Annotated in this window: 17 protein-coding genes; 10 read left to right on the forward strand and 7 right to left on the reverse strand. The window is 69.6% G+C overall.

Annotated elements, in window-relative coordinates; translation table 11 throughout:
* The first annotated feature begins 155 nt into the window (after nt 1-155).
* The 3 genes from AC07TY_RS07085 (at nt 156) to AC07TY_RS07095 (ending at nt 3,020) form a co-directional block, all read left to right on the forward strand.
* Entirely contained in the window at nt 156-1,502 is a 1,347-nt protein-coding gene (locus AC07TY_RS07085) for an aspartate aminotransferase family protein (RefSeq protein ID WP_494784828.1), read from the forward strand.
* Nucleotides 1,503-1,511: 9 nt separating this feature from the next.
* On the forward strand, nt 1,512-2,252 hold the full coding sequence (locus AC07TY_RS07090; RefSeq protein WP_494784829.1) for a GntR family transcriptional regulator: 741 nt from the start codon (nt 1,512-1,514) through the stop codon (nt 2,250-2,252).
* A gap of 75 nt (nt 2,253-2,327) precedes the next feature.
* Nucleotides 2,328-3,020: a hypothetical protein gene (locus AC07TY_RS07095; RefSeq protein ID WP_494784830.1), complete on the forward strand. Its 693-nt coding sequence runs from the start codon at nt 2,328-2,330 to the stop codon at nt 3,018-3,020.
* Nucleotides 3,021-3,079: 59 nt separating this feature from the next.
* Here AC07TY_RS07095 and AC07TY_RS07100 read toward each other — a convergent pair whose 3' ends face one another.
* The gene (locus tag AC07TY_RS07100; RefSeq protein ID WP_494784831.1) at nt 3,080-4,633 is read right to left on the reverse strand and encodes an amino acid permease; all 1,554 of its coding nucleotides are present in this window, start codon (nt 4,631-4,633) and stop codon (nt 3,080-3,082) included.
* A 200-nt stretch (nt 4,634-4,833) separates the two neighbouring features.
* Nucleotides 4,834-5,823 (reverse strand): LacI family DNA-binding transcriptional regulator, encoded by a 990-nt coding sequence (locus tag AC07TY_RS07105; RefSeq protein WP_488624650.1) that lies wholly within the window; start codon nt 5,821-5,823, stop codon nt 4,834-4,836.
* A gap of 170 nt (nt 5,824-5,993) precedes the next feature.
* Here AC07TY_RS07105 and AC07TY_RS07110 point away from each other — a divergent pair, with 170 nt between their 5' ends.
* From AC07TY_RS07110 to AC07TY_RS07125, 4 genes are read left to right on the forward strand one after another with little or no spacing between them, the layout of a single operon-like run.
* Nucleotides 5,994-7,958, forward strand: a complete 1,965-nt coding sequence (locus AC07TY_RS07110; protein ID WP_494784832.1) for a glycoside hydrolase family 127 protein — start codon at nt 5,994-5,996, stop codon at nt 7,956-7,958.
* 4 nt (nt 7,959-7,962) lie between these two features.
* Nucleotides 7,963-9,273: an ABC transporter substrate-binding protein gene (locus tag AC07TY_RS07115; RefSeq protein WP_494784833.1), complete on the forward strand. Its 1,311-nt coding sequence runs from the start codon at nt 7,963-7,965 to the stop codon at nt 9,271-9,273.
* A 25-nt stretch (nt 9,274-9,298) separates the two neighbouring features.
* Nucleotides 9,299-10,237, forward strand: a complete 939-nt coding sequence (locus AC07TY_RS07120) for a carbohydrate ABC transporter permease (RefSeq protein ID WP_494784834.1) — start codon at nt 9,299-9,301, stop codon at nt 10,235-10,237.
* Entirely contained in the window at nt 10,234-11,166 is a 933-nt protein-coding gene (locus AC07TY_RS07125; RefSeq protein WP_494784835.1) for a carbohydrate ABC transporter permease, read from the forward strand. Before AC07TY_RS07120 ends, AC07TY_RS07125 begins: the two co-directional genes overlap by 4 nt.
* A gap of 150 nt (nt 11,167-11,316) precedes the next feature.
* Here the strand turns inward: AC07TY_RS07125 and AC07TY_RS07130 are convergent, their stop codons facing one another.
* Both AC07TY_RS07130 and AC07TY_RS07135 read right to left on the reverse strand, forming a co-directional pair.
* A complete protein-coding gene (locus AC07TY_RS07130; protein WP_494784836.1) occupies nt 11,317-12,567 on the reverse strand; it encodes an MFS transporter in 1,251 nt (416 codons plus the stop codon).
* On the reverse strand, nt 12,564-13,202 hold the full coding sequence (locus AC07TY_RS07135; RefSeq protein ID WP_494784837.1) for a GntR family transcriptional regulator: 639 nt from the start codon (nt 13,200-13,202) through the stop codon (nt 12,564-12,566). Before AC07TY_RS07135 ends, AC07TY_RS07130 begins: the two co-directional genes overlap by 4 nt.
* A gap of 116 nt (nt 13,203-13,318) precedes the next feature.
* On the opposite strand from AC07TY_RS07135, the gene AC07TY_RS07140 reads away from it, so the two are divergent.
* A complete protein-coding gene (locus AC07TY_RS07140) occupies nt 13,319-13,936 on the forward strand; it encodes a histidine phosphatase family protein (protein ID WP_494784838.1) in 618 nt (205 codons plus the stop codon).
* Nucleotides 13,937-14,042: 106 nt separating this feature from the next.
* On the opposite strand, the gene AC07TY_RS07145 is transcribed toward AC07TY_RS07140, so the two are convergent.
* The gene (locus AC07TY_RS07145; protein ID WP_123505415.1) at nt 14,043-15,011 is read right to left on the reverse strand and encodes a sugar-binding transcriptional regulator; all 969 of its coding nucleotides are present in this window, start codon (nt 15,009-15,011) and stop codon (nt 14,043-14,045) included.
* Nucleotides 15,012-15,123: 112 nt separating this feature from the next.
* On the opposite strand from AC07TY_RS07145, the gene AC07TY_RS07150 reads away from it, so the two are divergent.
* On the forward strand, nt 15,124-16,959 hold the full coding sequence (locus AC07TY_RS07150; RefSeq protein ID WP_494784839.1) for a glycerol-3-phosphate dehydrogenase/oxidase: 1,836 nt from the start codon (nt 15,124-15,126) through the stop codon (nt 16,957-16,959).
* A gap of 232 nt (nt 16,960-17,191) precedes the next feature.
* On the opposite strand, the gene AC07TY_RS07155 is transcribed toward AC07TY_RS07150, so the two are convergent.
* Nucleotides 17,192-18,673 (reverse strand): SulP family inorganic anion transporter, encoded by a 1,482-nt coding sequence (locus tag AC07TY_RS07155; protein ID WP_494784840.1) that lies wholly within the window; start codon nt 18,671-18,673, stop codon nt 17,192-17,194.
* Between the two features lie 119 nt (nt 18,674-18,792).
* Entirely contained in the window at nt 18,793-19,386 is a 594-nt protein-coding gene (locus tag AC07TY_RS07160) for a helix-turn-helix domain-containing protein (RefSeq protein ID WP_494784841.1), read from the reverse strand.
* Nucleotides 19,387-19,435: 49 nt separating this feature from the next.
* Between AC07TY_RS07160 and AC07TY_RS07165 the strand changes: the two genes are divergently transcribed.
* Nucleotides 19,436-20,533, forward strand: coding sequence for an NAD(P)/FAD-dependent oxidoreductase (locus AC07TY_RS07165; RefSeq protein ID WP_494784842.1), 1,098 nt, complete (start codon nt 19,436-19,438; stop codon nt 20,531-20,533).
* Nucleotides 20,534-20,613 lie beyond the last annotated feature (80 nt).

Here is a 20,613-nt window from a genome sequence, read left to right on the forward strand (position 1 = left end):
AGGCACTCGCGCCCCATCCTTTACCAGCCGTTCACGCCGGTAACACGCCATTCATCCGGCCGGGGCGGTTGGTAACGTCCCGGTAACACGGGGTGTCCCCGCCGGGCACCGCGCCCTCGGAGAATGGACGTGCACCCACGAACGACGGGACCCCCATGGCGAACACCGCTTCCATCCTCGACGGCAACAGCTTCAAGGCCGAGGACGCCGCCGCGCTCGACCCGCGCACGCGTGCCTTGACCGAGCGGCGCGAAGTGCTCGGGGCCGCCTACCGCCTGTTCTACAAGCACCCGGTCGAGATCGTCCGGGGCCGCGGCGCCCACGCCTGGGACGCCCAGGGAAACGAGTACCTCGACCTCTACAACAACGTGCCGAGCATCGGGCATGCCCACCCCCGCGTCGTCGAGGCCGTGCGCAAGCAGATGTCCGAGCTCAACACCCACACGCGCTACCTGCATGAGGGCGTCCTGAACTACGCCGACGACCTCCTGTCGACGATGCCCGACGAGATCGACCAGGTCATGTTCGTCTGCACCGGCTCCGAGGCGAACGACCTGGCCCTGCGCGTCGGCCGCGAGTACACCGGCGGAACCGCCTGGATCGCGACGAGCGAGGCGTACCACGGCAACACGGCACTGGTCTCGGCGCACTCGCCGTCGCTCCGCGGGCCCGAGACGATGGACCCGACGCTGCGCATCGTCGACCCGCCCGACACGTACCGGCTCGGCTCCGAGACGGCCGAGGGCGCAGGCGCCTGGTGGCTGGCTCAGGTCGCCGCGGCGATCGCCGACATCGAGGCGTCGAGCGACGGGTTCGCCGGGCTCATTCTCGACTCGTCGTTCTCGTCCGACGGGATCTTCCTGGGCGAGCCCGGCATGATCCGCGCCGCTCTCGAGCTCGTGCACCAGCACGGCGGCGTCGTCATCGCCGACGAGGTGCAGCCCGGGTTCGGCCGCACCGGCGAGGCGTTCTGGGGGTTCGCGCGCCACGGCTTCGTTCCTGATCTGGTGACGACCGGCAAGCCCATGGGCAACGGCTTCCCGATCGCGTCCATGGCCGCGCGCCGGGAGGTGCTCGAGGCGTTCAGCACCCGGCGCCCGTACTTCAACACCTTCGGCGGCAACCCCGTCGCGATCGCCGCCGCCCAGACCGTGCTCGACGTCATCCGCGACGACGGGCTCCAGGCCAAGGCCCTTCGCGTCGGAGCCGTCCTCCGCGACGCGATCCGCGAGCTCGTGCCCTCGCACCCCGGCATCGGCGACGTCCGCGGATCCGGCCAGTACACCGGCGTCGAGATCGTCGACGACCCCGGCACCAAGGTCGCAGGAACGCGCTCCGCCCTCGCCCTCCTCGAAGAGCTCCGCGACCGCCGGGTGCTCACCAGCGTGTGCGGCCCCACCAACAGCGTCCTGAAGCTGCGTCCTCCCCTGGCATTCGACGAGGACGACGTTCCCCGGCTCGTCGAGGCCCTCGACGGATCGCTGACCGCGCTCGGCATCTAAGCTCATCGCGTGCCCCGAGACCACTCCGAGCTCGCCGAGCGCCTGCGGCGGATGATCGCGCGCGCCGAGCTGCGCGTGGGCGATCGCATCGGATCGGAGCGGGCCATCGCCGAGCAGTTCGGGGTGCCTCGCTCGGCTCTGCGCGAGGCCCTCGAGGAGCTCGAGTCGGCGGCGGTGATCCGGCGCACCATGGGCCGGACCGGCGGGGTGTTCGTCGCCGACGGCAAGATCGAGCGCCAGCTCAACACGATCATGGGCGTGCCCGACATGCTGCGCCAGCAGGGCTTCACCTCGTCGACGGAGGTGCTGTCGGAGGGGATCGGCGTGGCGTCGCCGTCCGAGCAGCGGAGCCTCGGCCTGGCCGACGGCGAGAACGTCTTCCGGATGCGTCGACGGCGCGACGCCGACGGCATCCCGCTCTCGCTCGACACGATGGTGCTGCCCATGCGGCTCGTGCCCGGGTTCCAGGACAGCGACCACACCGGGTCGGTCTACCGCGTGCTGTCGCGCGACTACCGCGTCGAGATGGCTCAGGCCGACGAGACCATCGACGTCGTGGCCGCGACGGCCGAGCAGGCGGCGATCCTCGGTGTGGAGGTCGGCGCACCCCTGTTCGAGATCTGGCGCATCACGTTCGACGCGTCCGAGGCGGCCATCGAGTTCTCCCACGACTTCTTCCGAGCCGACCGCACCCGGATCTCGCTGCGCCGCTACGGGGCCCGGTGGAAGCGCGTGCCCACCGGGCGCTGAATCATTCTTCCGACTGACCCCGCGGACCGGCGACCGGCCTACTGTGAGGGCATAGTCGATTCACAGGGGGATCACATGCGGGGCAAGGCATATCTCGGCGTCGCGGCGCTTGCGGCGACGCTCATCCTGACCGGGTGCACTGGCACGGCGACCACCTCGCCCGCGGTGTCGTCCGCGGCGGGTCCGTCCACGTCGCCGGGCGACGGTGCGTCCGGCGGGCCCTCCTCGGGCGGTGCTGGATCCGCGACCGCGACGCCCGGGTCGTCCGCGACGACCAAGCCGACGGCCAAGCCGACGAAGACCGCCGAGGCCGACCCGCACCACGACCACGGAACCGTCCCGACCTCGTGCAAGGCCACGATGTCGGCGGCGACCTACGCGAAGACCTTCGCCTCGACGCCGTTGAACCCCGCCGGATACGACCTCAAGGGCAAGCTCGGACTCCTTCCCGCCAGTGCGCAGACGAGCGGCCGCAGACTCGAGTGCCTGTGGCGCGACCCCCGGGCCGACATCACCAATCTCGACATGGTCATCGCCCCGGTCGACCCGGTCAAGGCCGTCGCCTTTCTCACGGGGCTGAAGTCCAAGGGCTTCACCTGCGTCCCCCTCGGCGAGGGCACCCGCTGCCAGAGCGTCACGACCGACAGCCAGTACGGCGTCGAGATCGGTTCGACCTACTACGTCCGGGGCTCGACCGGGGTGTACATCAGCCAGGCGAACTTCCCGACGAACGGGCTGCTGAACGAGGTCATCGCGCGGGTGTGGTGACGGGGGAGCGCGTGAACCGGCCCACCCCGGGCGGGGTGGGGCAGTTCCTGCGCTCGCGACTACACGAGGTCGGACTCCCGCGGCGCGGGATCGGGAACGGCGTGCGGGAAGATCTCGGATTCCATCGCGTCGTAGCCTTCGGCCTGCGGGTCGCCGTGCAGCCCTCCTGAGAGCGCGTACTCCTCCTCGGGGGCGAGCACGAGGTTCTTGCGGCCGACCGTGGCGAACAGCACCAGGCCGACGGCGTACACGATCAGCATGATCACGATCGCCGACCAGAGCGCGGGATTCAGGATCTCGCCCACGAAGATCGCGAGCCCGATGATGCCGGCGATGTACGCCCCGGCGACTCCCCACGGCGACTTGTAGGGGCGCTTCGCGTTCGGGAACTTCCGGCGCAGGATCAGGAACGACACCATCTGCAGCATGTACGACACGACAGCGCCCCAGACGGCGATGTTCAGCACGAGCCCGCCGCCAGCGCCCGGCGTCGACCTCTCGGCGGCGAACAGCGCGATCAGGCCGATCGCGGAGGCTACGGCGATCGCGATCACCGGAGTCTGGCGCTTGCCCGTGACCGACAGACCGCGCGGGTAGTATCCGGCCCGCGAGAGCGAGTACATGTTGCGGCCGGCGGCGAACATGATGCCCTGGAGGCTGGCCAGCAGGCCTACGAGGGCGAACGCGCTCAGGACGGCCGCTATCTTGTCGTTGGGAATGATCGCGCGGAAGCCGTCGAGCAGGGGCTCGAGGCTGGCGCCGGCCGCGGTCCCGCCGATCACGGCGGGGTTCAGCACGAGCACGATCGCGCCGCAGCCGATCAGCGTGGCGAGGCCCCACACGCTGGCCTTCGGGATGTCCTTCGTCGGGTTGTGCGCCTCCTCGGCCGACAGCGGGAGCTCCTCGATGCCGAGGAACAGCCAGACGCCGAACGGCAGGGCGAAGAAGATCGGCAGGATCCCGTGCGGCAGGAAAGCCGTCTGGCCCGAGTCCGGCTTCACGTCGAACAGGCTGCCGAAGTCCAGCTTCCCTGAGAAGACGGCCATGACCGCGAACGTGACGAGCACCCCGATCGAGATCAGCGCCACCACGAGCGCGAACCGGAACGACACGCTCGACCCGAGCGAGTTCAGGCCGATGAACACGGCGTACAGGATGATCCACCACACCCAGATCGGCAGGCTCGCCCCGGTGAGGTCGGTCAGGATCGGGTCGGCGTACCCGGCCGAGAAGGACACGACCGCGGCCGTCGTGAGGACGTACTCGAGCGTCTCCGCGAGCCCCGTCACGAATCCGCCCCACGGCCCCATCGAGGCGCGGGCGAACGAGTACGCGCCGCCCGTGTGCGGCATCGCGGCGCTCATCTCGCCGATCGAGAAGATCATGCCGAAGAACATCACGACCACGACGGCGGACGCGATCAGGAGGCCGCCCCAGCCGGCGCTCGTGATGCCCGCGTTCCAGCCGGAGAAGTCTCCTGAGATGACGGCCGCGATGCCGATGCCCCAGATCCCCCAGAATCCGGCCGTGCGGCGCAGCTGCCGCTTCTCGAAGTAGTTCGGGTCGGCGGACGTGTACGTCACGCCGTTCGTGGAGCCGGTTCCGGTCGACATCAGAGGTCTCCTGTTCGCTGGCGGGTGGTGGATGGCCTCACTTTCGCGGCCGGCGGGCGGGCGCTTGTGACCGCCTCATAAATGGGCTGTAACGAGCGTGTTAAGCGGCCCCCGGTCGGGGGCGGTGCCGACGACGGAGAAACGCCTGGCGGCGACCGACGCATGCGGATCGGGACGGGTGGCGCGGAGAATCTCCGTCGCTAGGCCCCGACGGTCGACTCGCGGATCACGAGCGTCGGCTCGATCACGGCGGACGCGGGCTCGCGCCCCGCGATCAGGTCGAGCAGCGCGCGCCCGGCCAGCCGGCCCACGTCTTCGAGGCGGAGATTGACGGTGGTGAGCGGCGGGCGGCTGGCGAGAGCCATCACGTTCCAGTCGTCGTAGCCGGTGACGGCGACGTCCTGAGGCACCGACTTGCCGAGCTCGCGCAGCCGGTCGCAGACGCCGCGGGCGACCTGGTCGCTGCCGCACGCGATGGCGTCGACGTCGGGGTTCTGCCGCAGCAGCAGGTCGACGGCCTGGCGCCCCCAGCGCTCCGACCACTCGCCGAAGAGGGGCGGCGCCACGAGGTTCGGGCCGAGCAGGGCGGCGGCGGCCCCGGCGCGCAGGGTCGAGGCCGCATGGCGCGACGGCCCGGAGACGTAGGCGACTCGGCGGCGGCCGATCGTGAGCAGGTGCTCGGCGAGGATCTCGGCGCCGCGCGCATCATCGACCGCGACCGACACGTCGTCCGCAGACAGCGACGGGGTGAACGCGTAGACCACGGGGATGTCGACCTCGATGCGCGGGCGCGGGTCGGACGACCGGCCCGTCACGATGATGCCGTCGACTCGACGCGACGAGAGAGACCGGAGGTAGTGCTGCTCGCGCACGGAGTCGTCGCGGGTGTCGCACATCAGGACGGCCATCTGCCCGGCGCTCAGGACGTCCTCGGCACCGAGCATGACCGGGATCGAGAACCGGCCGAACGAGTCGGTGGTGATCATGCCGACGGTGTAGCTGCGTCCTGACGAGAGCGCCCGGCCGCGGGCGTCCATGACGAAGCCCAGCTTCTGCGCCGCCTCGCGGACGCGCAGCCGGGTCTCCTCGCGCAGCTGGCCGGTGTCGTTCAGCGCCTTCGAGGCGGTGCCGATCGAGACGCCGGCGAGGGCTGCGACGTCGGTGATGCGCACGATCGTCTCGCCGGCCACGGCAACCGCCTTTCCTGAAAAGCGCGCAGGAACTCGAGGTGGTCCCTTTCCACAGATCATCATAGACACGGACTTATCCACAGTTTGCATCCGGGCCTTGTGTCGACGCAATGCGCGCCGTACGGTGATATCAGAAAACGTATTCCGCCGCACGCTTGCAAAGGAGCAGCATGACAACCACGGCCACCCTCGGCACTCCGCGTCGAGCCCAGCCCGTCCAGCCGACCGATTCCGCGACCGCGGCGCTCCGTCCCCTCGACGCGGGCGCCGCCCACATCACCTCCGGGTTCTGGTCGCTGCGACAGGAGCGCAACGGCGCTGCTGCCATCCGCGAGGCCTACGACCTCCTCGAGAAGGCCGGCAACTTCTCGAACCTCCGCATCGCCGCCGGGCTCGAGTCCGGCGAGGCACGCGGCCCGATCTTCATGGACAGCGACATCTACAAGTGGCTGGAGGCGGTGGCGTTCGAGTACGGCCGCAACCCGTCCGACGACCTCCTCGAGATGCAGCGCGAGGTGACGGTGCTGGTCGCTCAGGCTCAGGCCGACGACGGCTACCTCGACTCCGTCCAGCAGATCCAGGGCGGGGTCGCGGGGCGCTACACCGACCTCCCGTGGAGCCACGAGATGTACTGCGCCGGCCACCTGTTCCAGGCGGCTGTCGCGCAGGTCCGCGCCACCGGCGACACCGGCCTGCTCGACGTCGCGGTGAAGCTCGCCGATCACCTCGACGCGACCTTCGGCCCCGACAAGCGCCTCGACGTCGACGGCCACCCCGTCGTGGAGATGGCGCTCGTCGAGCTCTACCGGGTGACCGGAGAGCGCCGCTACCTCGACCTCGCCGCCCACTTCGTCGAGGCCCGCGGTCGGGGCTACACCGCCGAGCGCGGCAAAGAGGCCACCTACTTCTCCGACCGGCTCCCCGTCCGCGAGGCCGTGACCGTCGAGGGCCACGCCGTGCGCGCCGTCTACCTCGGTGCCGGCGCGACCGACGTCGCCCTCGAGACCGGCGACGCCGAGCTCCTCGCCGCCCTCGAGACCCAGTTCGCCTCCATGATGTCGTCGAAGGCGTTCATCACCGGCGGCCTCGGCGCCCGCTGGGACTGGGAGGCCTTCGGCGACCCCTACGAGCTGCCCACCGACCGCGGGTACGCCGAGTCGTGCGCCGCGATCGGCGGCGTCCAGTGGGCCTGGCGACTGCTGCTCGCGACCGGCAAGCCCGTCTACGCCGACGCGATCGAGCGGTTCCTCTACAACGCGTTCCTCCCCGGTGTCTCGCTCGCAGGCACCGAGTACTTCTACGTGAACCCGCTCCAGCAGCGCGCCGACGCCCATGCCGACGAGAACCGCTCGCCGGCTCACGGCCGCCGCGGCTGGTTTGACTGCGCGTGCTGCCCGCCGAACATCATGCGCACCTTCGCCAGCCTCGACGCGTACCTCGCGACGACCACCGGCGGCGGCCTGCAGCTGCACCAGTTCGCCTCGGGCGACTTCGCGTTCGACAACGGAGCGGTGCGCGTCACGACCGACTACCCGTGGTCGGGCTCGATCGGCATCGAGATCACCGAGACGACCGGCAGCTGGGCGCTCGAGGTGCGGGTGCCCGCGTGGTCGGACGACACGAAGGTCACCGTCGGCGGCGAGCCCGTCGCCGCACCCGCGGGCGAGTACGTGCGCATCGAGCGCGAGTTCTCCGTCGGCGACGTCGTGCAGGTCGAGCTCGACCTGGCCCCGCACCTCTACGCCGCCGACGCCCGCGTCGACGCGGCCCGCGGCAGCGTCGCAGTGGAGCGCGGCCCGCTCGTCTACGCCGTGGAGCACGGCGACATCCCCGGGACGGCCGTCGACGACATCCTGCTCGACACCGCCGCGCCCATCGAGGCGACGAAGGTCGACGGCCTGCTCGACGGCGTCGTCACCCTGGCACTGTCCGGGTCGACGCCGTCGACCCACGCCGAGACCGCCTGGCCCTACCGACGGGTCGACCACGGCGGCGCGGACGGTGTCGGCTACCCCGGTGCGAATGCAAGCCGGCCACCAGAAGTTCCTGCGCCCGTGGCTCTCACCGCGATCCCGTACTACGCGTGGGCCAACCGCGAGATCGGCCCCATGCGCGTATGGATCCCGACTCTCTAGCGCCATGGCCGTCGACAGGAGAACGTTTCTGGCGGGGTCCGTTATCGGAGCAGCGTCGCTCGCACTCGCAGGATGCGCGGGCACGCTGCCTCGGATCGACTCCTCGGCAGCAGGCTTCACCAAGAAGGCCACCGGCACCATCAACGTGTGGTGCCGCTCCGCGACGCAGGCAGGCCTCGTCGCCCTCGTCGCCGACTTCAACAGGTCGCACGGCGACCTCAAGGTCGAGCTCACGCCCGTGCCCGACGGGCAGTACGTGACCAAGCTCGCCACCGCGATCCGAGGCGGCGAGCCGCCCGACGTCGTCGACATGGACGACATCAACTCGTCGCTGTTCATCTTCCGCGACGTGTTCGCCGATCTGACGAGCGTTGTCGAGGCGCTCCCGTACTACGACAAGCTCTCGACCGGGCACATGGGGCTGCTGAAGCACGACGGGAAGATCTTCGGGGTGCCGTACCTCGCCGACAACTCGATGCTGTTCTACAACAGCGAGCTGCTCCAGAAGGCGGACGTCGACCCGGCCTCCCTGTCGACGGGCTTCGACGGGCTCCTCGCCGCGGCGAAGAGCGTGCAGAAGCTCGGCGGCGACGTGTTCGGCTGGACCCTGTCGGGCAACGCCGCCGGCATCCTCGGGTTCACGGTGCAGCCGCACATCTGGGCGACCGGGAGCGACATGCAGAAGGGGCCGATCGGCAAGCAGCAGGGCAACATCGTCGGCAACGACGCCCTCGAGCAGACGCTGTCGTTCTACCGTCAGCTCTGGACCGACAAGCTCGTCTCCCGCAACGCCTACAGCGACGCCGGGCAGACGTGGGGCGCCGACTTCCGGGCCGGCACCGTCGGGCTCATGCCCGTGTCGTACGGCGCGATCGCGGCGTCGACCCCGGAGATGATGAAGAAGATCGGCGCCGTGCTCCTGCCCGGCCCCACGGGCGGCGCCGCCTTCTTCGACGGCGGCGACAACATGTGCATCCCGAACGGCGCCAAGAACGCGCCGGGCGGGTGGGAGTTCATGAAGTACGCCACCGCCACGAAGACGCAGTCGAACCTCCCGGCCGGCGGCTACTTCCCGATCCGCTCCGATGTGCTGACCCCCGAGTACGAGGCGAAGTACCCGCTGTCGGTGCTGCCGCTGGAGAACATCGACAAGGGCTACGCGCCGCAGACGCTGGCGTACAACCTGCTCTACAACCAGCCGTCGAGCCCGTTCTTCTCGATGTTCCGGGAGGCCGTGTTCGGCAGCGGCGTCACCCAGGCGATGAAGACCGGGCAGATCGCCTGGGATCGCATCCTCGACCAGGCCCAGGCCTGACCCACTCGCACAAGGAGGTGCAGAAGTGTCCACAACAACCGTCAGGCCGCCGCTCGCGTCTGATCGTCCGCCGGCGCCACCGCGCAGACGCGCATCGCTCACCCATCCGCCGCGCACCGGCTTCGCCCTCGTCACGCCAGCGATGCTGTTCGTCGTCGTCTTCGTGGTGGCGCCGCTGATCGTCGCGATCTACATCTCGCTGACCAACTGGCCGCTCATCGGCAGCTACCGCTTCATCGGCCTGGAGAACTACTTCAAGCTCTTCCAAGACCCGGCGTTCGTGCAGTCGATCGGCTACACCCTGCTGTACACGGCGATCGTCACGGTGCCGATCCTCGCGGTCGGGTACTTCCTGGCCGTGCTGGTGCGGTCGAAGCGACGCGGGGCGACGCTGCTCCGCACGATCTTCTTCCTGCCGTTCGTCGTCGGGCTCTCAACGCTGAGCTTCATGCTCGTGCTCGAGGCACAGCCGTCGTCGGGCCTGGTGAACGTGCTGCTGAAGCTGCTCCACATCACCGACGGCACCACGGCGTGGCTCGTCAACGGACCGCTCGCGACCGGCCTGATCTGCGTGTTCGTGGTGTGGGCCGTCTCGGGCCTGACGATGGTGCTCGTCATGAGCGCCATGCAGGGCATCCCCGACGAGATCTACGAGGCCGCGTCGCTCGAGGGGGCTAGCTGGTGGCAGCAGGAGCGCCTCATCACGATCCCTATCATCCGCAACACGCTCGCCCTGAGCGTCATCATCTCGGTCACCGGTTCGCTTCTCGCCTTCACGCAGTTCTACATCCTGACGCAGGGCGGCCCCGGAACCGAGACCCAGACCATCGTCGGCTACATCTACAACCGCGCGTTCGTGCAGCTCCAGCTGGGCGCGGCGACCGCCGAGGCCTTCGCGCTGATCATCGTGATCGGCCTCGTGACCGCGTTCCAGTTCTGGGCGCTGAGGGAGAAGGACGAATGACCGCACTCGCAGGCCGCGTCTCCGAGACGTCGCCGTCGACGGATCCGTCGCCACGCAGCCTGAAGCATCACCAGGGCACCGTCGACCACCCGCGCGACACCCGGGTCAAGCGCACGCTCTACGCCATTGCAGGAATCGGCTCGGCGCTGATCTTCGGCGTGCCGCTCCTGATCGCGATCATGCGGGCCTTCCAGCCGAATGCCGTCATCACGGCGGCTCCGACCTGGGCGACCTTCTGGAACTTCGGCTTCGAGAACTTCCAGGCCATCTTCAGCCCGTCGTCGCACCTGCTGACGGGCCTCGTGAACAGCCTGATCGTCGCCATCTCGACGGCCGTCATCACCGCGGTCGTCGCCACGATGGCCGGCTACGGGTTCTCGAAGTTCCGGTTCCGCGGCTCGAAGGTCGTCTTCGGGCTCGTGCTGCTCACCATGATGGTGCCGTTCCAGGCCATCCTGACGCCGCTCTACCTGCAGCTGAACGCGATGCACCTGACAAACTCGCTTGCGGGCCTCGTGCTGTTCTACGTCACGGTCAACCTGCCGTTCGGCACCTTCGTGATGCGGAACGCCTTCGACGCCATCCCCGACGAGCTCGAAGACTCGGCGCTCGTCGACGGTGCGAGCCGCACCCGGGTCATCGTCACGGTGCTGCGGCCGCTGCTGCTGCCGGGAGCGGCCACCGCGGCCCTCTACGCTTTTCTGGCGGCGTGGACCGAGTTCCTGGGCGCCTTGACCTTCCTGACGAAGGACTCGCTCTACACGCTGCCGGTCGCCCTGCTCAATCTGCAGACGGGCACGTACGGCCAGGTCAACTACGGCACCCTTGTCGCCGGCTCCGTGATCGCGATGATCCCGTGCATCGCGCTCTACGTCGGTCTGCAGCGGTTCTACGTGGCGGGCCTGTCGTCGGGTGCGCTGAAGGGGTAGCGCTCCGGCGGGCGGCGAGGTGAGGGGTCGCTGGTTGTCGGCGCAGGCTGCTCTGTCGACAACCAGCGACTCCTCACCGCCCGGGTTGGGGCGGGGCTCGCGGTGCGGCGGAGGGCGTCCGCACGCGCGCGGCGCGCGGCCCCGAGCCGCTCAGGCCAGCGGCAGGTGCTTCCGCGACGACACCAGCACGAGCACGAACGACGCCAGCGCCAGCCCGACGGCCACCGTCAGGATGGTCAGCACGGGCACCGCGGAGGCGAGTGCCGCGATGACGGCCGGGGCGAGGAAGCCGGCGTAGGCGATTGCGTAGAAGACGCCGGTCAGGCCGGCGAGGTCGCGAGTCCCTGCGATCGTCTGCACTTCCTGAAGCCCGGACACCAGGCCGATGCCCATGCCGAAGCCGATCACGACGTCAGCAGCGAGGCCGACCCAGATCGACTGGGTGGCGATCGCGGCGATGACGATCACGAGCCCGACCCCGATGAACGCGACCATCGTCGCCAGGCCGCGAGCGCTGGCCGTCGAGTGGACACGGCGCGCGAGCGGCTGGAACGCCGACGAGACACCGAGCGCCACGACGGTCGCGGCAGTCGCGAACACGAGACCCCACGATCCGGTCGCCCCACGGAGCTGCGTCGGCAGATAGCCGTAGCCGATGGCCGCGCCGGCGAAGATCCATGGGCACGAGATCGCGACGACGCGCACGAAGCGGCGGTGCTTGGCCGATGGCACCGTGAGCTGCTTCCACCACGGTCCGGCGAGGCCGCTGCCCGACTGCGTCTCAGGAGCCCGCAGCACCACGAGGATGAACGGCAGGGTCACCATGATGTGAATCAGGAAGGGCAGCACCTCAGGAATCGGCCCCCACTGCGCGATCAGGCCTGCAACGAGGGCACCGGCGCCTGAGCCCAGCGTGAAGGCGAGCGACGCGCGGCGAGCACCAGCGGCACGGTCGGCCGTGGGGTCGAAGCGGCCCTGCGAGAGCTCCTTGATCCAGCTGTTTCCGACGGCCATGGCGACGCCGACCGTCGCTCCTGAGAAGAGGCGACCGATCAGCAGGAACTCGGGACCCATCGGCCCGCAGGCCAGCAGCCCGCTCCCGACGACGGCGGACACCAGCCCCGCCAGCATCAGCGGCTTGCGGCCGTGGCGGTCCGACAGCGAACCGGCGATCAGGAGCGCCGGCGCCAGCCCGAGCACGTACACGCCCAGGAACGCGTTCACGAGCACGGAGCTGTAGTGCTGCCGGTCTTCGTACATCAGGAGGAGGGGGCTGAACTGGTTGCCGCCCCACGACGAGACGAAGACGGCGCCCCAGAGGAGAAGCCACGTGCGGGGCTTCGCGGTTCCTGCGCCCGCGACCGTCGTCGCGCGGACCGAGCCGGTGTCGACCGCGCTCACAGCAGGCCCCTCAGGATGCCGACGTGGCGGGTGAGGACCGCTGCGTAGGCATCGGCGTCGCGCCGCTCGACGGCATCGGCCAGCGCCTCGTGATCGTGGAGTGTGACCGCGAGGTGATCAGGACGCACACGGGTGAGGTGATGACGGAGGCGATGGGCTCGGTCGTGCAGGAGGCGGGAGAAGTGCGCGGCGATCGGATTGCGGCTCGCCAGCACGACGGCGGTGTGGAAAGCGTCGTCGGCTTCGAGGAAGGCGTCGGTGTCTCCGGACGAGAGGGCCTCGCGCTGCATCGTCAGGAGAGTCCTGAGCACGGCTACGAGCTCGGTCGCGTCGGAGGCGACGGCGCGCCGGGCGGCCGCCGCCTCGACGGCCTCGCGCATCTCGACGACGTCGTCGGCCTCGCTCGGCGACATCGGCCGGACGACGGCGCCCTTGCGCGACTCGAGCGTCAGGAGCTCCTCCGCGGCGAGGCGGAGGAACGCCTCGTGCACGGGCGTGCGGCTGAGCCCGAGCTCCTGGCAGACGGTGATCTCGCTCAGGGAGGAGCCGCCGGGCAGGTCGCCGCGGATGATTCGGCGTTTGGTGTCGATGTACGCGCGCTCGGCGGCGCTCGTGTCGGGAGGGGTCGCTGTCACGGGACGAGCATACGTTGCATGCAACGATGCATGCAATGCGTGGAAGCGGCCGGACCTTGCTTATTCAGGGCATCTGCACGGCACCCGTCGCCGATGCCCGGCCCTACGCTGAGGGGGTGAGAATTCTCCTGATTCGGCACGCTCAGACCACGGCCAACGCCGGCGGCATCCTCTCGACCGCCGCCCCCGGCCCCGAGCTGACTGAGCTCGGCCGCGCGCAGGCCGAGGCGCTCGTCGATCGCCTGGCGCACGAGTCGATCGCCGGCATCTACGTCTCGTCGCTGCAGCGCACGGCGCAGACGGCCGCGCCCCTCGGCCGCGCCCGGGGGCTGGAGATCGAGGTCGTCGACGGCGTGCACGAGATCGAGGCCGGCGACTTCGAGGGCACGAACGACACCGACTCGATGACCGCCTACCTTGCGCCGATCCGCCGATGGGCCGAGGGCGACCTCGCGGCGACGGTCCCGGGGGCCCACGACGGATCGCACTTCCTCGGCCGGTTCGACGGCGCGCTCGCCGCGATCGCCGAGAGGCACGACGACGTCTCGACGGCGGTCGTGGTGTCGCACGCCGGATCGATCCGCGTCTGGCTCGGCGGCCGCGCGACGAACCTCGACCCGGCGTTCTCGGTCGCCCACTCGCTCGACAACGCCGGGGTGATCGAGCTGTCGGGGTCTCCTGACGGAGGGTGGCGCGTCGACGCGTGGCAGGGCGAGGCGGTGCGGGCCTCCTGAGTTCGGGGCGGGCGGCGGGTGCGAGTTCCTGCGCCCCGGGCTCTGGTGCTGCTCAGGCTCTCAGTGCTTCTCGGCCCCTTGGGGCCTCTCAGGCAGTCAGTGCTCCTCAGGCGCCGAGCAGCGCCCGCGCCGTGCTCTCGTCGATGATCAGGTCGGTGACGAGGCCAGCCGCGAGAGCCCCGCGAATACCCGGCACCTTCGACGTGCCGGCGACCACGCAGACGCGGCGCGGCGCCCGGCGGATCGTTGCGAACTCAGGACCCGACGCGCGCTTGTTCAGCTCGATGTCGCTCGACGAGCCGTCCTCCCTCAGGAAGACGGTCGCCACGTCGCCCACGACGCCGTCGCGCCGCAGGCTCTCGTGGTCGGCATCCTCCAGGTAGCCGCCGGAGTAGACGTGGCTCGGCACGAGGGCCGACGGGGCTCCGATGCCGAACAGCACGACGTCCATCGACTCCTGAAGCTCGAGCACCCGCTTGGTGCTGCGCTCACGCCAGAGGGCGAGCTTCGTGTCGGGGTCGTCGAAGAACGCCGGCACGGGGAACTGCTGCACCTGCGCACCGAACGCGTCTCCGAACCGGCGCAGGATCTCACTTGCGTAGACGATGCCGGTCGTGCGGGTGTTGGCAGCGCCGTTCAGCTGCACGATCATCGAGCCGTGCGTCGACTTGGGCACGAGGTAGCGGCTGATCGCGCTGACCGTCGAGCCCCAGGCGATGCCGACGACCATGTTCGAGTCGACGAACGGCGTGAGAATTCGTGCAGCCGACAGGGCTACGCGGTCGAGCCGATCGACGTCGGTGGTCTGGTCGGGGATCGGCACGACGTGGGCGACGACGTTGTATCGACGGTGCAGGGCGTCGCTCACGACGGTCGCCTGATCGAGCGGCGACTTGATCTGGATGTCGACGAGGCCGGTCTCCCGCGCGAAACTCAGGAGGCGCGACACGGACGATCGCGACGTCCCGAGCTCGCGAGCGATCGCCTCCATCGTGAGGTCCTGGAGATAGTAGAGATGCGATGCGCGCAAGGCGTCCTGAGTGCGGTCTGACGCGGTTGAATCAGGAAGAGTCATGAGTGCCTCCGTCTGCACGTATGTGCACAGGCCTTGACCACTCGCGCGCACACGTCAAGTATGGCTGTGTTCAGCATCACCAGTTCCACTGAGATCGAAGAGGACAGAGCCAGTGACCGAGTCGAAGAAGACAGAAGCGGGCAAGCTCCGCGCCAACGTGTCGCGAATCGTGGATCGGCCGTCGGCCCAGGTCCTGATCATCGGCGGCGGCATCAACGGAATCGCGACGTTCCGCGACCTGGCGCTGCAGGGCGTCGACGTCGTGCTCGTCGAGCGCAACGACTACGCGTCGGGCGCTTCGGCCGCGTCGAGCCACATGATCCACGGCGGCATCCGCTACCTCGAGAACGGCGAGTTCCGTCTCGTCCGCGAGTCGGTCGAGGAGCGCAACGGCCTCCTGAAGATCGCACCCCACTACGTCAAGCCGCTTCAGACCACGATGCCGATCTTCTCGACGTTCTCCGGTCTGATGAACGCGCCCCTGCGCATGCTCACGCACAAGCAGCGTTCCACCAAGGAGCGCGGCGCCGTCCTGATCAAGGTCGGCATGACCCTGTACGACTCCTTCTCGCGTGACGGCGGCACCGTCCCGCGTCACAAGTTCCTGACGCGGTCTGCGGCCCTCCGCGATATGCCCGCCCTGAACAAGAACCTCAAGTACACCGGCACCTACTACGACGCCTCCGTGCACGAGCCCGAGCGTCTCGCCCTCGACGTCCTGAAGGACGGCCTCGCCGCCGGCAACCGCGGCGCCGCCGGAGCCACCTCCCGCAGCGCGAACTACGTCGAAGCGGTCGGCGCTCAGGACGGCGGCGTGCTCCTGCGCGACGTCGTGTCGGGCACGGAGTTCGTCGTCACCGCCGATGTCGTCGTCAACGCCTCCGGGCCCTGGACCGACCTCACCAACGAGGTCTTCGGCGCGACGTCGCAGTTCATGGGCGGCACCAAGGGCTCGCACATCGTCGTCGACCACCCCGAGCTCCTCAAGGCCACCAACGGCCGCGAGCTGTTCTTCGAGAACAACGACGGCCGCATCGTCCTGATCTACCCGCTCAAGGGCCGCGTCCTGATCGGGACGACCGACCTCGAGGCCGACATGAGCCAGCCCGCAGTCTGCACCGAGGAGGAGGTCGACTACTTCTTCGACCTCGTGAAGCACGTCTTCCCGAAGATCACGATCACGCGCGACGACATCGTCTACCGCTACTCGGGCGTGCGCCCGCTGCCGAAGCACGACGACCTCGCCGCCGGCTTCGTGTCGCGCGACTACCGCATCGTCGAGACCGACGTCGCCTCGCTGCCGAAGTCGAAGGTGCTGTCGCTCGTCGGCGGCAAGTGGACCACCTTCCGCGCCCTCTCGGCGCACCTCTCGACCGAGGCCACCACGCGCCTCGGCGTCGGACGCACCGTCGACACCGCGGGCATGCCCATCGGCGGCGGCAAGGACTTCCCGACGCTGCCCGGCGACCGCGCCAAGTGGATCACCGAGCACCAGGGCGGCCTGGATCGCGCTCAGGTCGACCGCCTCCTGACCCGTTACGGAACGCGCGCCGAAGAGGTCATCCAGACGCTCCTCGACCAGCCGTCCGAGGCCCTCGCGAGCGATGCCGACTTCACCGAGGCCGAGATCGCCTACTTCGCCGAGCACGAGGACGCCGTCCACCTGGTCGACGTCATCCTGCGCCGCACGAACCTCGCGTTCGTGGGCGGCGTGACCCACGAGGTCCTCGCTGAGATCGCTGGAATCCTGCAGAGCTCGCTCGGCTGGACCGATGACGCGCGTGACGCCGAGGTCGCGGACACCGTCGAGATCCTGAAGACGTTCCACGGCGTCGAGGTCTCGTCGCAGGATGCCCCCGCCGGCTCGTCGGCCCAGTCGCCTGCCGCTGCCCCCGCCGAGGCCGAGAGCCCCGTGTCGGCCGCGGCCTCCGGTTCGCCCCAGGCGTAAGCCACCCACGACTCGCGGCCCCGCCGCCCGGACTTGCGAGAGGTTCGGGTGGCGGGGCCGCGTTCGTCGTGCGCGGTGCGGACTCAGGTGATCTGGGCGGGCAGAGCGTGCGATCGCCGAGTCCGCGGCGGGCGCGGTGCAGTTCTCCTGAATCGCGACGTGCGTCGGGAGGCGAGGCGCCGAGTTCCTGCGCCCTGATCAGTGCACGGGCGCAGGAACTCCGCGCTCCGCGCTAGCCGCCGAGCCTGCCCGTCAGGCGGCCATGGAACGCCTGCGACCTCTCGTCGAGGCCCTCGATCGCTACGGTCTTGCCGAGCGCGGCGTACTTCGTCTCGATCGAGTCGAGAGCGGCGACGGTCGAGGCATCCCATACCTGGGCGGCGGTGAGGTCGATCGTGACGTTCTCAGGATCTTCGGCGTAGGCGAACCGCTCGACGAGGTCGTTGGACGAGCCGAAGAACAAGGGTCCTGACACGGCGTATCGCACGGCCTCGCCCACGGAAGCGCGATCCACCTGAATGACGTGCGCGACTCGGCGCGCGAACAAGACCATCGCGAGCACGACGCCGACGAGCACTCCGAGCGCGAGGTTGTTCGACACCACCACCACCACGACGGTCACGACCATGACGATTGTCTCGGGGACGGGCATGCGGCGTAGGGTCGACGGCTTCACGCTGTGCCAGTCGACCGTCGTGATGGCCACGATCATCATGACCGCGGCCAGAGCCACCATGGGGATCTGCGCCATGACCCCCGCCAGACCCGTGACGAGCGCGAGCAGGAACAGCCCGGCCACCGCCGTCGACACTCGCGTCCGGGCGCCGCCGGTCTTCACGTTCAGGATGGTCTGGCCGATCATGGCGCAGCCGGCGATGCCTCCGTAGAACCCCGCCGCGATGTTCGCGACGCCGAGCGCCCACGACTCCTTGCCCTTGTGGGAGCGAGTCTCGGTCAGGTCGTCGACGAGCTTCGCCGTCAGGAGGGTCTCCATCAGGCCGACGAACGCCACGCTGATGGCGGTCGGCCAGATGATCGACAGCGTCGTCAGGTTCAGCGGAACGAGCAGCTGCGTCAGGCCGGGAAGGCCTCCGCTGAGGGGTCCTTCGTCGCCCACGTTCGGCACGTCGGCACCGCCGAAGATGACAATCGCCGTCACCAGCACGATCGCGACGAGCGGCGCCGGCACGGCCTTCGTGAAGCGCGGCAGTATCAGGATCACCGCGAGCGTCAGGGCGAACAGCACGTAGGCCAGCCACGGCACGTCGATGACGTGCCGCACCTGCGCGACGAAGATCAGGATGCCGAGCGCGTTGACGAAGCCGATCATGACGCTGCGGGGGATGAAGCGCATCAGACGCGCGAGCCCCGCGGTGCCGAAGACGATCTGCACGACTCCTGCCAGAACGACCGTCGGCAGCACGTACTTGACCCCGTGCTCGTGAACCAGAGGCGCGATCACGAGCGCGACCGACCCGGCGGCGGCCGTCACGACTCCCGGTCGGCCGCCGAGCACGGTCATCACCAGAGTCAGGACGATCGACGCCACGAGGCTGACCAGCGGGTCCACTCCGGCGACGACCGAGAACGAGATCACCTCGGGAACGAGCGCGAGCGTCGTGACGATGCCCGCCAGCGCCTCGCGGGTGAGCAGGCGCGGGTTCTTCAGGACGTCGAGCACGCCGATCGGGCGGTCGAGGGCAGGCGTGATCATGGCGTCTTTCGGGTGCGGTCGAAGGTGATGCAGGAACTCGGGGCAGTCGTCAGATCAGGCGGCACCCGGTCGATTCGGGGCGCACCGTTGCGCCAGTGTCAGGATACGCGGCCACCGGGTCAGCTCCGCACGTGCATCCGCTCCCCCTGCCGCCCGAACAGGCTCAGGAATTCGACGGCGCGCTGGTCGGCGCGGCCGAACCAGTGGGGCGTCGTGGTGTCGAACTCGGCCGCCTCGCCTGACTCCAGGACCATGTCGCGGTCGCCGACGATCAGCCGCAGGCGACCGCGGATCACGTAGACCCACTCGTGGCCCTCGTGCGTGCGCGGAGTGGGGTTGCGGTCGTCAGCGCTTCGGGTGCCGTCCGTGCTTTCGGCGAACAAGTGCTTGAAGACCTGAACGCCTGACGCGCCGCGCGACAGCGGCAGGATCGTCTGGCCGTGCCGGCGGACCGGCTTGATATGAATGCGCGGGTCGCCGGTCTGCGGTGCGCCGACCAGATCGTCGAGCGGGACGCCGTGCGCTCGGGCGAGGGGGAGGAGGAGCTCGAGAGTCGGCTTGCGACCGCCCGACTCCAGCCGCGAGAGCGTGCTCACCGAGATCCCGGTCTCGGCCGACAGCTCGGCGAGGGTCACGTCGCGCTGCTGACGGAGGGCTCGGAGGCGGGTGCCGACGGCGTCGAGCACCGCGCGCGTGGGGTCGAGGTTTGCCATATCGGCAAGGTTAGTTGCCGTCCGGACTCGTGTCGACTGAGGATGAGCCATGATCGATTCAGTCCAAGCCGTGTCCGGAGATGCGAACCCCTACGACGTCATCGTCATCGGCGGAGGTGCAGCCGGCCTGAGTTCCGCGCTGACGCTTGCCCGAGCGCGCCGACGCGTCCTCGTCGTCGATTCGGGTGAGCCGCGCAACGCCCGTGCAGAGGGCGTCCACAATTTCCTCACCCGCGACGGGATGACTCCGCTCGACCTCGTGGCCGCGGGTCGCGCCGAGGTCGAGTCGTACGGCGGCATCGTTCGCGAGGGGGTCGTGGTCGCGGCGCGTGGCGATGTGGCGCGGGGGTTCGAGGTGGATGTGGTGGCGTCAGCTGCGGGTCGTGCGGGTGCGGGTGCGGGCGGCGTCGCCGGTGCTGGGAGCGGTCCCGGTTCGGGCGATGGTGCGGGGGCACGCCGAGTTGCGTCGGCCGACTCAGGAATGCTGACGCTGCGCGCCCGTCGCCTCGTGGTCACCACGGGAATCACGGACGAGCTTCCTGAGGTCGCGGGCCTCGACGCCCGCTTCGGCCGCGACGTCATCCATTGTCCGTACTGCCACGGCTGGGAGGTCCGCGACCTGCCGATCGCCGTCATCGGCGTCAACACGTTCGCCACGCACCAGGCGCTCCTCTTCTCGCAGTGGTCGCCTGACGTGACCCTCGTGGTGCACGACCCGTCGGCGGCGCCTGGCCCCGACGACCGAGAGCGGCTCGCCGCGCGAGGCGTCCGCGTCGTCGAGGGCGGCCCGATCGAGTCAATCCGTGTCGACGGCGATGCGCTCACTGGCCTGCGACTCGTCAGTGGGAACGTCGTCGACGCTCGGGCCGCCGCAGTCATGCCGACCGCCGTCGCCCGAGCCGGGTTCGTCGCCGACCTCGGGCTCGACCTCGCGCCCGTGCCGATGGGTGCTGGGACGCGGATCGAGGTCGACGCGGCGCAGGGCACCTCGGTCGCCGGGGTGTGGGCCGCGGGGAACGTGACGGACCCTTCCCAGCAGGTGGTCGCCGCCGCCGCGGGTGGCGTCCTCGCGGGGGCGCGGGCCAACTTCGACCTGCTGGAGGAGGACACAGCGGCCCTCGTCGCCGAGGCGCGGGCCGGCGCCTGACGGCGCGGGCCGGCAACCGCGTCACACGCGGAGCCGAGCTTCCACCTCGCCCAGAGTGCACTTTTTGTCGAAAAACGTTC

The organism is Frondihabitans sp. GW821-FHT04F02 (assembly GCF_059420045.1).

Coding starts and splice junctions, on each gene's coding strand:
- AC07TY_RS07085 (WP_494784828.1), top strand. CDS start 156: ATGGCGAACACCGCTTCCATCCTCGACGGCAACAGCTTCAAGGCCGAG.
- AC07TY_RS07095 (WP_494784830.1), top strand. CDS start 2,328: ATGCGGGGCAAGGCATATCTCGGCGTCGCGGCGCTTGCGGCGACGCTC.
- AC07TY_RS07100 (WP_494784831.1), bottom strand. CDS start 4,633: ATGTCGACCGGAACCGGCTCCACGAACGGCGTGACGTACACGTCCGCC.
- AC07TY_RS07110 (WP_494784832.1), top strand. CDS start 5,994: ATGACAACCACGGCCACCCTCGGCACTCCGCGTCGAGCCCAGCCCGTC.
- AC07TY_RS07115 (WP_494784833.1), top strand. CDS start 7,963: ATGGCCGTCGACAGGAGAACGTTTCTGGCGGGGTCCGTTATCGGAGCA.
- AC07TY_RS07125 (WP_494784835.1), top strand. CDS start 10,234: ATGACCGCACTCGCAGGCCGCGTCTCCGAGACGTCGCCGTCGACGGAT.
- AC07TY_RS07145 (WP_123505415.1), bottom strand. CDS start 15,011: ATGACTCTTCCTGATTCAACCGCGTCAGACCGCACTCAGGACGCCTTG.
- AC07TY_RS07155 (WP_494784840.1), bottom strand. CDS start 18,673: ATGATCACGCCTGCCCTCGACCGCCCGATCGGCGTGCTCGACGTCCTG.
- AC07TY_RS07160 (WP_494784841.1), bottom strand. CDS start 19,386: ATGGCAAACCTCGACCCCACGCGCGCGGTGCTCGACGCCGTCGGCACC.
- AC07TY_RS07165 (WP_494784842.1), top strand. CDS start 19,436: ATGATCGATTCAGTCCAAGCCGTGTCCGGAGATGCGAACCCCTACGAC.